Below are 14438 nucleotides of genomic sequence, written 5' to 3' on the forward strand. Positions count from 1 at the left end.
CCTCCGGCAACCATCACGGTAAAGACCGGCCATCGAGTACCTGCGAGCAATGAAGGTCAGTATCATCGGTAGTGGCTACGTGGGGACCACGGCCGCCGCCTGTCTCGCGGACTTCGGCCACGACGTCGTCAACGTCGACATCGACGAGGACATCGTCGCGAGCATCAACGCGGGCGAGTCCCCGGTCCACGAACCCGGGCTGGACGAGCTCATCGGCGAGCATGCAGGTGACCGCCTGCGCGCCACCACCGATTACGACGCCGTGCTGGAGACGGACGTGACGTTCGTCGCCGTCGGCACACCCTCGCGCGAGGACGGCAGCATCGACACCTCGGTCGTCGAGGCCGCGACCGAGATGCTGGGCGAGACGCTCGCACAGAAAGAGGGCAAGCACCTCGTCATCGTCAAGAGCACGGTCGTCCCCGGGACGACCGACGAGGTCGTCGCACCCCTGCTGGCCGAGGGCGGCGACCTGACCATCGGCGAGGACGTCCACGTCGCGGTCAGCCCGGAGTTCCTCCAGATGGGCACCGCTGTCCAGGACTTCCAGAACCCTCACAAGGTCGTCTTCGGGACGCAGGAGGGCGACGAATGGGCGCTCGACACCCTCCACGACCTCTTCGAACCCATCTTCGAGGCCGCCGATCCGGCCATCGTCGAGACGGGCCTGCGCGAGGGCGAGATGATCAAGTACGCGAACAACGCGTTCCTCGCGAGCAAGGTCAGCCTCATCAACGACCTCGGGAACATCTGCAAGGAGTTCGACGTGGACTCCTACGAGGTCGCCGACGCCATCGGGCTGGACGACCGCATCGGTGAGCGCTTCCTGCGCTCCGGCCTCGGGTGGGGCGGCTCCTGCTTCCCGAAGGACGTCGCCGCCATCATCGCGGCCGCGAAGAACCAGGGCTACGAACCGCCGCTGCTCGAGGCCGCGGTCGAGGTGAACGACCTCCAGCCCGAGCGCCTGCTCGACCTGCTCGCCGACCACGTCGACCTCGCGGGCGCACGCATCGCGGTCCTGGGCCTCTCGTTCAAGCCCGGGACCGACGACGTACGCGGGACCCGCGCCCTGCCTGTCATCGAAGGACTCCGCGAGCGCGGCGCCGAGGTCGTCGCCTACGACCCGGTCGCGGCCGAGAGCTTCCGCGAGAGCTATCCCGACGTGGACATCACGTACGTCGACTCCGCGGCCGGGGCACTTGAGGGAGCCGACGGCTGTGCGGTCGTCACGGACTGGGACGAGTTCGCCGCCCTCGACGCCGAGTTCGACGCGATGGCCGACCCGGTCGTCGTCGACGGCCGACACGTCGTCGAACGCCGCGAGGGTATCACGTACGAAGGACTGACCTGGTGAAGCCACCGCAGTTCACCTGCGAAGGACTGCTCCCCGTTCCTCGCTGCCCCCGTGAGGACTAGCCACGGTATCTGAGATGTCGGATTCGATATGGCGGTGAGCGACGGTTCCGGTGGCTCCGGACGACCACGGTTGCCACTCGCGCACCAGGACTGAGTTCATACTCGTATTGCGGGCTCTCGAGCCACCAGGCGGCTGGCAAGGGCCTTTCGACCGATATACGCGAGTTCATAGTCCGGTTCCGCCCCGCAAGGTGGCCTCCGGCGGTACTGGAAAGCCGAGTATGAGGCTGTTACGGGGGCAAGAACAGGGCAGACCTGGCGATGGACGAGCACGACCGTCGACGAGCCTGAATTAGAGGGTTTCAGACGCCGGAGTCTATCAGACATCCTGTAATAGGTACCCACTATCGGACATCGTAATCGAGAGACGGCAACCGATTCTGAAGATCTCCGCGCGGCCATCTGAGAACTACCGCCCACTTGTGTTCGAACTCCGACGCGGGTTCGTACTCTGGAGGGCTCCCATCCTCCTGTACATGAGCGTTTGAACGGTCTTCTCTCTGGCGTCCCGACCGTGACAGCACACCCGAATCTCGTCCTCGATTCCGCACCGCCCGACGACCCACCTGCACAAGCCACCTTGCGGGGCGGAATCCGACTATGAGACCGCGGAGAATCGACCAAACACCTTCTCGGCCCTGCTTAGGCCGTAAACTTCCCAATAACCGACTATGAATCAGCAGTACCCAGCGTCCCGGTCTCTCCCACGAAGTATCGTCGCCGCACCAGTCACAAAGAACATATGTCGGGCCTCCAGAGCTTCGGGCATGCGCCGCCGCGCCCTCCTCACAGCCCTCGCCACCGGCGGAACCGCGGCCCTCGCCGGCTGCAACGCCGGTGGCGGCTCGTGCGAGCCACCGCCTGACAACCCCGACCGCCCGCGCGACCGCTGGCCGCTCGCCGGCTACGGGCCGACCAACACCGCCCACGCGCCGGCCGGCCCGACCGACCCGGCCGTCCGCTGGACTGCCACCCGCGAGACCGGGTCGAAGCCGTATCTTCTGGGGTACTTCAGTACGCCCCTCGTCGCCGACGGGCAGGTCTTCACCGCGATGCGTGACTACGACGTCAGGCACGAACGCTCGGAGGAACCGGGGTTCCTCGTGGCCATCGACGACCAGTCCGGCGACGAGAACTGGCGGGTCGACCTCCCTCGGCTCGCGGGCGGGTCGCCGGCCCTCGCGGGCGACCGGCTGTTCGTCGGGGACGCCGGGGGCACTCTCCACGTCTTCTCCACCGAGGGCGAGCACCACTGGAGCAGGGACCTCGGCGCGCCCATCGGTGGCTGCACCGTCGCGGGCTCGCACTGCTACGTCGCCGACGACTCGGGGACCATCCACGGGTTCAAACTGAACGGCGAACACTGCTGGCGACACGACCCGTCGGGCTTCCTCGACGGCATCCTCGGCGGCGAGTCCTACGCCGTGAACAGCGCTCCGGCGGTCGACGCCTCGGGCGTCTACGTGACCCTCCACGAGAACCCCGAATCGCGAGACAACCAGATCGCCCGCGTCCTCGCGTTCGACCACGACGGGAGCCAGCGGTGGTCGTACGGGTTCCCGGCGAGCTACCGGCCGCCGAACACGCCCGCGGTCGTCGACGGGACGGTCGTCGCGACCGCCGGGAACCAGATACACGCCATCGACGCCGAATCCGGCGACCGCCAGTGGCGCTTCGTCACCGGCCACGATTCGACCGGGGCGCCGGCCACCGACGGCGAGCGGGTGTACGTCGGCGCGAAGAACCTCTACGCGCTTTCGCTTTCGGACGGGACAGAGCAGTGGCGCGTCGTCAACGAGGCGACCTTCGTCACCGTCGGGTTCGAGAACGGGGTGCCCTTCCTCTCGCGCCCGGCCGTGACCGACGACACGGTGTACCTCCGGGCGGCCGGGTTCGACCCGGTGGACGGGACGCACAAGTGGGGCGACCCCACGGCAGAGGTCGAAGACGACCTCTCGAACGACGAGTACGGCCGACGGCCGGTGGTCTCGGCGGCCGTGACCGGCGACGCGCTGTACCTCGCCCACCAGCTCCGGGGGGTGGTGAAACTCGCATGAAGCGCCGCGACTTCCTCCGAGGGCTGGCCGCCACCGGCTCGCTGGCCGCGCTCGCGGGCTGTAACCGCACCGGCGGTGACGCAGCCGACCTTCCTGGCGTCGGCCGCGCCGACGGCTGTGGCGCCTACGAGCCGACCGTCGAGGGGACGCCCGGCTGGCACACCGTCGGCGGCGACCCGGCCGGGACCGGCGTCGCGCCCGCCGCGGCCGGCCCCGAGACACCGTTCTCGGTCGACTGGACGTTCCCCATCGACGGCGTCTCGGGCACCACGCGGCCAGCCGTCGCGGACGGTCGCGCGTACACGCACGACCTGAATTCGACGGTGTACGCGGTCGATACCGAGACCGGTGAGTCGGTCTGGCAGCAGGGCATCACGGAGCCACGCGGGTCGCCCGCGGTCGGCGAGGCCGCGGTGGTCGTCATCGCCGAGGACCACGTCGTCGGCTACGACCCGGCGACCGGCGAGAAACGCTGGAGCGGCCCACCCGGGAATCCTGACCTCTTCAGTGGGAGTCCGGTCGTCGCTGACGGCACCGCCTTCGTCCCCTACGGGCTCTCGCTGTACGCCCTCGACCTGGCCGACGGGAGCATCCTGTGGAGGCACACGACGGGCGAGGAGACCGTCTCGACGCCTGCGGTCGTCGGTGACACCGTCTTCTACGGCGACGACGACACCTACGTCTACGCGCTCGACCGGGCCTCCGGCGAGATGCGCTGGCGGTACAAGACGGAGACCCACATTCGGTGCAACGTGGCTGTCGCCGACGGGACCGCCGTGACCGCGACCATCGACGGGGACGTGTTCGGGTTCGACGCGGCGACCGGCGACCGCCGGTGGGCCTACAGCGTCGGGGGCGAACCGGCGGTGGTCGCCTGCGACGGCGCGAACGCCTACGTCGGGACCCGGAGCAGGCTGTACGCGCTCGACCCCGAGACGGGCACGCCGTGCTGGTCGACCGGTGAGTACGCCGGGAGCTACGACTCCGGGCTGACGATTGCGGACGGGAAGGTCTACGTCACCGCCACCGTCGGGCGGGACGATGGAACCGTCCCGGCCGTCCTCGACGCGGCATCGGGCGAGCTACGCTGGAAGCTCGATCGGGGACCGGACGAGGACCGGCTCGGCTTCGAGCACGGCCCGGTCGTCGTCGACGGCGCGGTGTACGCGACCGGCGGGGGCGCGAACACCCTCCGCCTCACGAGAATGAGTTGATCGGGGTTCAGACCGGCAGCAGCGACTTCGCGTTCTTCGCGTACAGCCCGAGCATCTTCTTGCGGGAGTTCGACAGTGCCTCCTGCAGGGCCTCGCGCGGCCGGAGTTCGACGCCCTCACCGTGTCCGACGAGGATGCGGTCCGGGTCGAGGTCGCCGAGCAGGCGCTTCGGCGGCACGGCGCGGAGCATCGGGTGGACGCCCAGGCGCTCGCCGGAGCCACAGAAGTACGAGACGGTGCCGACCGACTCGGGCACCCACAGCGTCCCCGTCTCCGGGTTCCAGAGGCCGGCCTCCTGCCAGAAGCGGTTGTCCCGCAGTCGGAGCGTCCGGTAGCCCGTATCGGCGAGTTCGTCGCCGAAGCGTTCGACCGGCGCGTCGAGTTCCTCGGCCACGCCGTCCATCCACGTCGGGATGTAGACGGGCACGTCGTGACGGTTCGCGATGGCCGCCGAGTCGCGCTTGTGGCGGTCCAGCGTGACGACCACGCCGGCGACCTCGCCGCGCTCTGCGAGCAACTCGTCGAGGTCTGGGATATCGACGGGGTCGACCACCCACACCTCGTCGTCGACGACGAGGGCGTGACACGCCCGCTGCATCGTCTCGTCCGGATAGGGGATCCACCCGAAGCCACCGTCGTGCTCGTTCACGATGCGGTACTGGTCGGCGGACCCGGACCCTTTCATCGGCATACCCGCACGTAAGCGCGCGACGGGAATAAGTGACTGCCTAACGGAACCTGCGCTCGCACGGATGCTACAGTCGCGTCTGTGGGTCTGACAGCCCCTCCCGTACCACCGGCGCGATTCAAGTGTCATCCGGCCATCTCGACAGGTATGAGCGACACGCCCTCCACCGACCCCGAATCGTTCTACGACCAGTACGGCACCCGCGAGTGGGAACGCCTCGACCGCGACTTCTTCCACCGGCTGGAGTGGGAGGCCACGACAGAGTACCTGACGCGATACCTGCCCGATTCCGGCCACGTCCTCGACGTGGGCGGGGCTGCAGGGCGGTACACCGTCTGGCTGGCCGAGCAGGGCTACGACGTGACGCTCGTGGACCTGAGCTCGGAACAGCTCGGTCTCGCGCGCGAGAAGGTGTCCGAATACGGCGTCGAGGGCCGCGTGACCCTCCAGCAGGGCGACGTGCGTGACCTCGCCTTCGGCGACGACGCGTTCGACGCGGTCCTCTGCCTCGGTGGTCCCCTCTCGCACGTGGTCGACGCGGCCGAGCGCGAGCAGGCCGTCGGCGAGCTGCGGCGGGTCGGGCGCCCCGGCGCGCCCGTGTTCGTCTCCGTGATGGGACTGCTCTCGGCGGTCCTGAACACGGTCAAGGAGACCGGGAGGGAGCGCCTCGACGACGAGTACGACGACTACGCCATCCTCCCCGACCTCGTCCGCGAGCAGGACTACACCGGCGACCTGTGTGCCCGCCACGACGTCGAGCCCGTGATGGCCGACTGCCACTTCTTCCGGGCCGCAGAACTCGAGGACCTGCTCGCCGATTCCGGGCTCCTTGTCGAGACGCTGGCTGCACTGGAGGGCGTCGCCGCCACCCGCCGGGACGCCCAGGACGCGCTGGACGAGGACCGCAAGACGGTGGTCCGCGAGGTGAACGACCTGCTGCGGGAGGACCGCTCCGTCGTGGACCTCTCCTCGCACATGCTCGGGGTCGCCCGCGTCCCCGGGGGCGAGTGAGTGGATGAGTGAGTGAGGACCGGCCCCACGACCACCGAGACACGTCCTGACATATTTCTTATCGGGCGAGAATCACCCTCCTCGGTCACCCTCTCCTGGCGCGTATCTCTAGCTGGTGACCAGAACATGTCCAGATTCACGTCTCCCACCTCGTTCGAACGACCGACCGAGACGACCGTCGCCCGCGCCGAGCGCATCGCCGGCGTGGCCTTCGTCGTCCTGGCCGCGGAGTTCCTCGTCGGTATCATGCTCGCGGCGGCGATGGCCCCCGCCTACGAACTCAATCCCTCCGCCATCAGCGACCTCGGGGTCATGTCCGAGACTGCACTGCTGTTCAACGCCTCCCTCGGCCTCGTGGGCGCCCTGAACATCGTGGGTGGGCTGTACCTCTACCGCGTCCACGGCAAGCGCTGGCTCCTTGGGGTCTTCGTGCTGGCCGGCATCGGCGCCATCGGGACCGGTGTCTTCCCGCTCGACAGCCCGACGGGCCTGCACGGCCTGTTCGCGCTCGTGGCCTTCCTCGCGTTCAACCTGGAGGCCATCGGGGTCGCGACCGTGGTCCGGGGCCCGATGCGGGTCCTCTCCGTCCTCGCCGGCGTGGTCGGCCTGGTCTTCCTCGTCGTCATGGCGTTCGGGGACGCCGGGAACACCGCGCTGTTCGGCCCCATCGGCCACGGCGGGACCGAGCGCATGATCGTCTACCCGCCGATGGTGTGGCTGCTGGTGTTCGGCGGTTACCTCCTGGCACGGAGCGAGGGCGACGCCGAGCCCGCCTCGCGGCTCGCCTGAGCATCTGGACGGTGGGGGGTGCCAGCCCGCCGCCGTACTGAAACGAATTTCAGTTCGACGGCTTACAGAAATGTAATTCAGATTACCTATTTGTGCATCGGGGGTCTACTACTAGCTGTAGATGAACGCAACTGCCACCCTCGAACGAACCGCTCTGAAGCACCACACGGTCGAACTACTCCACGTCGGACTGCGCGTCCTCGCGCTCGCGCTGGTCGCGGTCGCACTCGTGGCCGCGGTCGGCACCGCCGCCGCGCAGTTCCCCGGCGTCGCCGTCCTGCTCGCGCTCGTCGCCTGGACGGTCCTCCTCGGGATGGCGGTCGGCCTCCCGGTGTTCGCCGTCCACCTGGTCGGCGAGACGCTGTAGGCTCGTCCCGGCGCGGTACCGGGACGCCTGGCTGTCATCCCCCACCCCGCTGCCGCCATCTCCCAAGGTCCCACGCTGACGCCATCCCTCCGACTCACGCCCCCGACCCGCTGCCGCCATCCCTCCAACTCACGCCCCCGACCTCGTTCCCCTCCATCCGGGTGCCGCCCCCCAGTTTTTCATCGGCTGGGAACGCGACCGTGGCGCCCTCCGTCGTTTTTAGTCCCTGAGAATGCGCACCCGTTTATACGTGCATCGCGGCCACAGGTTCACATGTGAGGTGAGGAGAAACGATGTCCTATCAAGCGGCCAACCCACTGGCGGACGAGTTCGAGTTCGACCTGGCACGGCCAGTGACGGCATACTGGTTCGCACTACTGCGCGTCATCACCGGCTGGTGGTTCTTCCACGCCGGGGTGACGAAGCTCATCGACAGCGGGCTGAACTTCAGTTACGCACCCGCGTACCTCGAAGGGATGACGGGGACCGCCCTCGGGCCCATTCCGGTGCTCATGGCGGAGTACTTCGGCTGGGCGCTCCCAGCCCTGGTTCCGCTCGGTGAGACCCTCATCGGGCTCGGCCTGATGGTCGGGGCGCTGGTCCGGCTGGCGTCCTTCTTCGGGGTCTTCTTCATGGTCCTGTTCTGGGTCGGCAACGCCGGCTTCGGACACGGCCTGGTGAACGGGGACCTCATGGGGCTGCTCCTGTTCGCCACCATGATGGTGGTCGGCGCCGGCCGGTACTTCGGCCTCGACGCCATCATCGAGAAGACCAGATTCGTCAAGCAACGCCCGAAGCTCCGGTACCTGCTCGGCTAAGGAGGTGACAGACAATGGATAACGAAATCATCGACAAGACGGCGATGGGACTCAGCGGCGCGCTGATGTTCATCGGGATCGTCGTCCTCGGCATCGTGGAGATACTGGCGGGCAAGCCCTACGGGGCTTCCCCGGTCAAGAACGACGCCGGTGAGATCGTCGCCACCCCGGCGGTCGACCCGGCACTCCGGACGGGACTGGTCATCCTGGGCCTCGTGATCCTGCTGCTGTGGGGCCTCTACAAGATGTACCAGCCCCAGATCGCCGGCGAAGCGGCCAAGCAGCCGACCTTCGCCGGGGAGTAACGCCCCGGACCACCCACTGTTGCGGTCCACTGCCATCACCCGGTCGTCGGTGACACCGTCGGCGACCACCCGCAACGGACTCCGACCCTGACAGTCCGCCCGTCCGATTCCTCCCTCCTCGACGCATTTCTTCGAGACACCGGCGCCGGAGAGCGACGCGTCTCGCGACCCACGTTTAAGCGACCAGCCCACGAAGGAGGGGTATGCTCTCGACCCTCCGCTGGCTGGCGCTCGAAGTGAAGTACCTCGGCTCGGCGATGGACTTCTACGGCGAGACGCTCGGCATGACCGAGCGCCGCCGGAGCGAGTCCGAGGTCGCGTACGCGGCCGGGGAGACCGACCTCGTGTTGCGCCGCCCGGCCGCGGTCCCCCGCGGCGGCGTCCACACCCACTACGCGTTCTCCATCCCGGCCACCGAGTACGACGACTGGTGGGACCGACTCGCCCGCGAGCACGACCTCGACGAGCACGTCTTCGGGGAGTCGCGGTCGCTCTACCTGTACGACCCGGACGGGAACTGCGTCGAGCTGGGCCAGAGCGACGTGGCGGGCCCCGGCATCGACGGCGTCTTCGAGGTCGTCCTCGAGGTCGCCGACCTCGACCGCGCCGAGGCGTTCTACCGGGACCTCGGCTTCGGGGTCGTCGACCGGGGCGAGGACCGCACCCGGGTCCGCCTGCAGGGCCCGATGGCGCTGGAGCTGTGGGAGCCACATCTCGGCCTCGCGGACGCCCGCGGCGGCCTGCACGTCGACCTCGGCTTCGCGGGCGACCCCGACGTCGTGGTCGACGCGGTCGGGGACGCCGCCTGCGAGGTCGACCGACTCGACGACGACCGGGTGCGAATCCTCGACCCCGACGGGCACTACCTGACGGTCAGGGACGAGGCGTAGGTCGGGTCACGGCGGGAAAGAAAGGGTCGCGTCTCAGAGCCGGCCCGTGTCGATCTCGATGCCCGGCGGGGAGACGATGAGGAACCCGCGGAAGTGCACGAGTTCCCCGCCCGACTTCTTCACGTCGCGTGCGAAGCCGGCCGCGAGTTCGTTCACGTCGCCCTCGATGTGCAACACGAGGATGCGGCCGTTCATCACCGTCTCTATCCACTCTGCCGGCGGGGTGGACCCGTCGAGGATGCCCAGTTCGACGCCCCCGACGAGGTCGCCGTCCTCGTCGTCCTCGTCGAGGTGGTCCTCGACGGCCCGCAGGTCCAGGTCGAAGTCGCCCATGGGCGTCTACTCGGGGTGCGGTGAGAAAAATCCTCGGCTCCGGGAGCGAACTCCCTGCAGGAGCAGTGATACCCAGAAACTGGGAACGGGAGGCAGTGATATTGTGCTTGCCGCACAACATTCTAGTGAGCGACGGCCGCTCGGAGTGTCCCCACATGTGCCAACACGACGGAGGTCACCACTGCCAGCACCACGAACAGCAGCGCCAGTCCAGCGCCGGCCCCACTCGCCGGGCCGTCCTCGCCACAGGGGCCGCGGTCGCGGCGACCGGCATCGCCGGCTGTCTCGGCGGGTCGGGCGACGGCGAGACCCCGGCCGCGGTCGCCATCGGCGACCAGGACGCCTGTGACGTCTGCGGGATGGTCATCTCGAAGCACCCCGGCCCGAACGGACAGGTGTTCTGGAAGGGCGAGGACCCGGAGGGCCACGATTCGCCCTTCCGCTTCGATTCCCTGAAGCAGTGCCTGTTCCCGCACCGCTTCGAGAAGACCGACCTCGACTGGGCGGCCGCGGCGACCTACGTCACTGACTACTCGGCGGTCGAGTACACGGTCTCCCAATCCGAGGGGTCGCCCTACATCAGCTCGCACACCGAGCCCGGGTCGTTCGGGGCGGCCGAGGACATGTACTACGTCGTCGAGAGCGACGTGCAGGGGGCGATGGGCCCCGACTTCGTCCCGTTCTCGGACCAGGACGACGCGGACGCCTTCGCCGACGAGTACGGTGGCTCCGTCGTCGCGTTCGACGACATCTCGCCCGCGCTGGTCGGGAAGTGAGCGATGGAGTCGCGATACGTCCTCGCGGTGCTCGCCGGGGTGTTGCTCGTGAGTAGCACCGTCTTCGTCGTGGACGTGTCGCCGAGCGAGGGCGCCGCGGTCGTCGACTTCGACGACACCATCACAATGTCGGACATGACCGAGGCCGAACTGCGGACCGCCCGCGACCGCGGCCTCTCGGTCCCGCAGGCGGAGGTGTTCTACTCGCGGTACCGCTACGTCGTCGGCCACCAGGGCATCGCGTCGCTGGTCACCGAACTCGACCGCGACGGCCGCGAGCGCCAGTTCGGCACCCCGCTCAGCATCTACGTGACCGACTACTCGCCCGCCGAACTGACCCTGACCGAGGAGGGCTACGTCCGGGTCGAGCGGGGGGTCACCCGCTGGGTCGCCGTCGAGGAGGCCCACTTCGTGGTGAACTCCTCGGCGAGACGGCCCGGCGGCGCGGCCATCCTGCCGTTCTCGCAGGCCGACGACGCCCGCGCCGTCGCCGACGACTACGGCGGGCGCGTCGTCGACTGGGAGACTCTGCGCCAGCACGACTTCGGCGCCTCGCGGCTCTCGATGGCGGCCGCCGAGGAGCGCATCGCGACCCGGACCGCCTGGGCCGACGCGGCCGCCGCCGACGCCCGGCAACTGACCGACCGGCCCGTCTCGGTCGTGGTCGGGCAGGACGCGCCGACACTCGATGCCGCCATCGCGCAGGCCCCGCCGAACACCACGATCCAGGTGCCCGCCGGCGAGTTCACCGACGTGAACCTCACCGTCCGCAAGCCGGTGACCATCGCCGGCGCGGGCGCGAACGAGACGTGGCTCGTCGGCACCGGGAACGGGAGCGTCCTCCGGGTCTTCGACCACCGGGTGGCCGTCACGGGGCTCTCCATCCGCGGCATCGGCGAGGCCCAGGCCGCCCCGAACGTCTCGGTCGACACCGACCGCTGGGACGCCCAGGTCCTGCGCGCCTACGGCTACGCCGCCTCCGGTATCGAGTTCGACCACGCCCCCGGTTCCTACGTCGCGGACGTCTACATCGACACGCCGACCAACGGCGTGACGGTGCGCTACAGCGACGGGACCGTCATCGAGCGCGTCCGCGTCGACGGCGAGAGCCCCTGGCGCGAGGGCTTCATGAGCACCATCACGGTCCACTCGCGCATGCTCGTCCAGGACTCCACGTTCGTCGGCGGGCGCGACGGCGTCTACATGCACCGCGGGGACGGGACCGTCGTCAGGGACAACCACTTCCAGAACCTGCGCTTCGGAGTCCACGAGATGTACAGCTCCGGGACGCTGGTGGCGAACAACACGGCGACCGAGACCAACATCGGCATCGTCGTCATGACCGCCCCCGAGGACAACGTCGTCGCGTCCAACCACGTCACGAACTCGACCACCGGGCTGGACGTGGCTGGAAGAGCCTCCTACGTCGTCGAGAACACCGTCGTCGGGAACGACCGCGGCCTCGACGTGGGCTCGTACCGGTCGTACTTCGCCCGGAACGTCGTGGTCGGCAACGACATCGGCATCACCGCCTCGACGCTCATCCCGACGAACACCGTGGTCGACAACGACGTGGTGGCGAACGACCGGTACGTCCTCGCCTCGCTGGGCCCAGTCCGCGTCTGGACCGACGCGGGTGCCGGGAACTACTGGGCGGGCGCCCCCGGCGTCGACCGCGACGGCGACGGCTTCATCGACCGGGCGTTCCACCCGACCGGACCGGTCGACCGCCACGCCGCGGACAGCCCGGACGTCCACGTCCTCGCCAACTCGCCCGCCGTGGACCTCCTGCGCTCCCAGCAGGGGTCGGTCCCCGGCCTCCGGGCGAGTGGCGTCGTCGACGAGGCCCCCCGGGCCAGCCCCGTCAGGCCGGACGCGGTCGCCGACGCCCTCGACTGGGTGCAGGCCCGGGCGAACCGGACCACGGCTAGCACGACGGAGGTGACCGCATGAGCGACGCAAGCGAACAGCCGGGCGCGGCGGACGAATCGCACACCGAGCAACCCACAGAACAGCCCACTGAACAGCCCAGCGACCAGTCCGAATCGGTAGAAACAGCGACCGCCGCGACGACCGGCCAGCCAGTCGCCAGCGCCACCGACCTCGGCGTCTCCTTCGGGGACGTGACGGTGTTCGACGACGTGTCGTTCGCGGTCCCGAAGGGGGCCGTGACCGCCCTCGTGGGCCCGAACGGCTCCGGGAAGTCGACGCTCGTCCACGTCGTGGCGGGGCTGCTGTCGCCCACCACCGGGACCGTCACCGTGGCGGCCGGCGGCTCCCGGCCGGTCGGGTTCTGCCCGCAGGAGCCGACGTTCCGCCCGGGATTCACCGTCGAGGAGACGCTGTCGTTCTACGCCGACCTGCTCGATGCCGAGGTCTCGGTTACCGAGACGCTCGAACTGGTCGGGCTCGACGGGGTCGCCGACCGCCGCGTCTCGGCGCTCTCGGGCGGCATGAAGCGCCTGCTCGGCCTCGGGCAGGCGGTCCTCGGCGACCCGCCCCTGCTGGTGCTCGACGAGCCGGCCAGCGGGCTCGACCCGGCGATGCGGGCGCACATCTTCGAGACCATCGGCGCCATCGCCGACCGGGGCACGGCGGTCCTGCTGGCGACGCACCACCTCGTCGGCGCGGAGACCGCCGACCAGTTGCTCGTCCTCGACCGCGGCGGCATCGTCGCGTCGGGGTCGCCCGAGGCGGTGCTCGAGGACACGGAGACGGAGTCGCTTGAGGCCGCGTTCCGCGCCCTCGTCGGCGACGAGTTGACCGTCCGCTCGGGGGCGGAATCTGAGCCAGACCGACAGGCCGAGGACGAGGAGACGGAGGGTGACCGATGACGACGGCACGCGACCGCCTGCTGGCCGTCGTCGACCGCGAGCTCACGACCGTCGTGCGGACGCCGGTCTACGTCGCGGTGGCGCTCGGGTTCGCGGTCATCCTGCTCGGGCTGACGCTCGCCAGCGGGACGACCGGCTACGTGCCCGTGACCGTCGACCTGCTCACGCCGGTCGAGGTGCTGGTGCCCCTGCTGGCGGTCGCGTTCGGCTACCGCGCCATCCAGGCCGACGCCGCCGGCAAGGAGCTGGCCGTCCTGCGGACCTACCCCCTCCCGCGGTGGGCGTACGTCCTCGGGGTGTACCTCGGCCGCGCGACCGTCGTCCTCTCGGTCGTGTTCGTCACGCTCCTGCTGGCCGGGATACTGACCGCCCTGCTCGCGCCCGGCGGGAACCCGGCCATCGCGACCCACGGCGGCGAGGGCTCGTTCACGGCCTACCTCCGGTTCGTGCTGCTGGCGACGCTGTACGCCGGAGTCGTCCTGGCCGCGGTCGTCGCCGTCTCGACGGTGGCCGCGACCGGCCGGAGCGCCATCGCCGCCGCGGTCGGCCTCGTCGTCCTGCTGGTCGTCGGGCTCGACCTCGGGCTGGTCGGGGCGCTCTCGGCCGGCGTCGTCGGGCCGGGTGGCCTGCGCTACCTGCTCGCGCTGAGCCCGGCGAGTGCCTTCCGCGGGCTCGTGCTGGCGCTCTCGGTCCAGACGGTCGAAGCCGCGACGGTCCCGGCGAGCGCGATACTGGCGAACGTCGTCGGGCTGGCGCTGTGGCTCGGCGGGTCGCTGGCGCTGGCGACGCGGACGGTCTGGGCGCTCCCCGACGACGACCACTGGGAGGTGGTCGACGCGGGTGCAGACCTCGGCGAGGCGACCGCCGAGGGCGCCGCGGCTGGCGACGGGTCGGACGGTGAAGAGAACGCGGGTGCCGGAACGGCCGGCGACTAGCCGCA

15 protein-coding genes are annotated in these 14438 nt (G+C 69.5%); 13 read left to right on the top strand and 2 right to left on the bottom strand.

Annotated features, from left to right (window positions below; translation table 11 throughout):
* Positions 1 to 49 precede the first annotated feature (49 nt).
* The 3 genes from aglM to NOV86_RS03540 all read left to right on the top strand — a co-directional run bounded on the left by aglM (position 50) and on the right by NOV86_RS03540 (position 4687).
* Positions 50 to 1354, top strand: a complete 1305-nt coding sequence (gene aglM / locus NOV86_RS03530) for a UDP-glucose 6-dehydrogenase AglM (RefSeq protein ID WP_267639848.1) — start codon at positions 50 to 52, stop codon at positions 1352 to 1354.
* An 829-nt stretch (positions 1355 to 2183) separates the two neighbouring features.
* Positions 2184 to 3473: a PQQ-binding-like beta-propeller repeat protein gene (locus tag NOV86_RS03535; RefSeq protein WP_267639849.1), complete on the top strand. Its 1290-nt coding sequence runs from the start codon at positions 2184 to 2186 to the stop codon at positions 3471 to 3473.
* The gene (locus NOV86_RS03540; RefSeq protein ID WP_267639850.1) at positions 3470 to 4687 is read left to right on the top strand and encodes an outer membrane protein assembly factor BamB family protein; all 1218 of its coding nucleotides are present in this window, start codon (positions 3470 to 3472) and stop codon (positions 4685 to 4687) included. Before NOV86_RS03535 ends, NOV86_RS03540 begins: the two co-directional genes overlap by 4 nt.
* A gap of 7 nt (positions 4688 to 4694) precedes the next feature.
* Here NOV86_RS03540 and NOV86_RS03545 read toward each other — a convergent pair whose 3' ends face one another.
* The gene (locus NOV86_RS03545; protein WP_267639851.1) at positions 4695 to 5378 is read right to left on the bottom strand and encodes a hypothetical protein; all 684 of its coding nucleotides are present in this window, start codon (positions 5376 to 5378) and stop codon (positions 4695 to 4697) included.
* A 144-nt stretch (positions 5379 to 5522) separates the two neighbouring features.
* On the opposite strand from NOV86_RS03545, the gene NOV86_RS03550 reads away from it, so the two are divergent.
* From NOV86_RS03550 to NOV86_RS03575, 6 genes are all read left to right on the top strand, one after another.
* The gene (locus NOV86_RS03550) at positions 5523 to 6386 is read left to right on the top strand and encodes a class I SAM-dependent methyltransferase (protein ID WP_267639852.1); all 864 of its coding nucleotides are present in this window, start codon (positions 5523 to 5525) and stop codon (positions 6384 to 6386) included.
* Positions 6387 to 6512: 126 nt separating this feature from the next.
* Positions 6513 to 7175: a DUF998 domain-containing protein gene (locus tag NOV86_RS03555; protein ID WP_267639853.1), complete on the top strand. Its 663-nt coding sequence runs from the start codon at positions 6513 to 6515 to the stop codon at positions 7173 to 7175.
* A gap of 121 nt (positions 7176 to 7296) precedes the next feature.
* Positions 7297 to 7542: a hypothetical protein gene (locus NOV86_RS03560; RefSeq protein ID WP_267639854.1), complete on the top strand. Its 246-nt coding sequence runs from the start codon at positions 7297 to 7299 to the stop codon at positions 7540 to 7542.
* A gap of 293 nt (positions 7543 to 7835) precedes the next feature.
* Positions 7836 to 8360 carry a DoxX family protein gene (locus tag NOV86_RS03565; RefSeq protein ID WP_267639855.1) on the top strand — a complete coding sequence of 175 codons (525 nt, stop codon included), beginning with the start codon at positions 7836 to 7838 and terminating at the stop codon, positions 8358 to 8360.
* A gap of 14 nt (positions 8361 to 8374) precedes the next feature.
* Entirely contained in the window at positions 8375 to 8665 is a 291-nt protein-coding gene (locus NOV86_RS03570; RefSeq protein WP_267639856.1) for a hypothetical protein, read from the top strand.
* Between the two features lie 203 nt (positions 8666 to 8868).
* The gene (locus NOV86_RS03575) at positions 8869 to 9555 is read left to right on the top strand and encodes a VOC family protein (RefSeq protein WP_267639857.1); all 687 of its coding nucleotides are present in this window, start codon (positions 8869 to 8871) and stop codon (positions 9553 to 9555) included.
* Between the two features lie 33 nt (positions 9556 to 9588).
* Here NOV86_RS03575 and NOV86_RS03580 read toward each other — a convergent pair whose 3' ends face one another.
* The gene (locus NOV86_RS03580) at positions 9589 to 9888 is read right to left on the bottom strand and encodes a DUF5779 family protein (protein WP_267639858.1); all 300 of its coding nucleotides are present in this window, start codon (positions 9886 to 9888) and stop codon (positions 9589 to 9591) included.
* A gap of 155 nt (positions 9889 to 10043) precedes the next feature.
* Here NOV86_RS03580 and NOV86_RS03585 point away from each other — a divergent pair, with 155 nt between their 5' ends.
* The 4 genes from NOV86_RS03585 to NOV86_RS03600 are packed head-to-tail and all read left to right on the top strand — an operon-like array spanning position 10044 to position 14433.
* Entirely contained in the window at positions 10044 to 10664 is a 621-nt protein-coding gene (locus NOV86_RS03585) for a nitrous oxide reductase accessory protein NosL (protein ID WP_267639859.1), read from the top strand.
* A 3-nt stretch (positions 10665 to 10667) separates the two neighbouring features.
* The gene (locus NOV86_RS03590) at positions 10668 to 12617 is read left to right on the top strand and encodes a NosD domain-containing protein (RefSeq protein ID WP_267639860.1); all 1950 of its coding nucleotides are present in this window, start codon (positions 10668 to 10670) and stop codon (positions 12615 to 12617) included.
* Entirely contained in the window at positions 12614 to 13498 is an 885-nt protein-coding gene (locus tag NOV86_RS03595; protein ID WP_267639862.1) for an ATP-binding cassette domain-containing protein, read from the top strand. The genes NOV86_RS03590 and NOV86_RS03595 overlap by 4 nt, the downstream gene beginning before the upstream one ends.
* Positions 13495 to 14433, top strand: a complete 939-nt coding sequence (locus NOV86_RS03600; protein ID WP_267639863.1) for an ABC transporter permease — start codon at positions 13495 to 13497, stop codon at positions 14431 to 14433. Before NOV86_RS03595 ends, NOV86_RS03600 begins: the two co-directional genes overlap by 4 nt.
* The last annotated feature ends 5 nt before the right edge of the window (positions 14434 to 14438 follow it).

The organism is Haloarchaeobius amylolyticus (assembly GCF_026616195.1).
GTDB classification, from domain to species: domain Archaea; phylum Halobacteriota; class Halobacteria; order Halobacteriales; family Natrialbaceae; genus Haloarchaeobius; species Haloarchaeobius amylolyticus.